This window comes from Vibrio sp. 1069 (assembly GCF_033340555.1).
In genome coordinates, this window is sequence record NZ_JAWOWP010000324.1 from 1 (window position 1) to 732 (window position 732).

Consider the following 732-nt stretch of genomic DNA (forward strand, 5'->3'; position numbering starts at 1 on the left):
CATTATGACGCTCTCGGGCTTGATCGAGTTACTTCTGCTCGTCGCCGCAGGTTTTACCTACCTCAAAGTCAATCAAGAACACGAAATGGGTGAAAAGGCACTCGGTGTTGCCCGTTTCCTCGCAGAGTCTGAAATCGTCATTGAGATGGTGGAAGCTCAGCAGCCAGAACCTTATCAAGAGTCCTTTCGCGCACTCACTAAAGCGATTGGTGCGGCCTTTATTGTGATTGGGGATAACCAAGGCGTGCGCTTAATTCATCCGGTAGATGAGCGAATTGGTAAGCCTATGAAAGGGGGCGACAACCAACGAGCTCTGGTCGAAGGTCAATCCTATGTGTCTACAGCTCGCGGTTCTTTGGGTTATTCCGTCCGCGGTAAAGCGGCGATATTCGACGCACAAGGTAACATCATTGGTGTGGTGTCGGTGGGGTATTTGCTCGACAGGCTCCAAGATCGCATTGAGCCATTCCTCGCTTTTTTAATTTTGTTGGTTGTCGTTGTAGTGGTGGCAATTGCTGTGTTGTCCAATTACGCGTCTCGAAAATTCCAGCGCGCGATTTTAGGCTTCGAACCAGAAGAGATCGGCCGTCTGTATGGTGAACTGGAAGTCACCATGAGTACTATCAAAGAAGGTGTACTCAGCATTGACGCACAAGGTGTGCTTCGTTCCATCAACCGCAGTGCTTGCCAGATTCTCGGCATTGATAGAGATAAGGCGCTCAACAAACCGCT

1 pseudogene is annotated in these 732 nt (G+C 49.7%); it reads left to right on the top strand.

Annotated elements, in window-relative coordinates:
• Window position 1: 1 nt before the first annotated feature.
• Window positions 2-732, top strand: a pseudogene (locus tag R7040_RS26280) (histidine kinase); the annotation flags it as partial.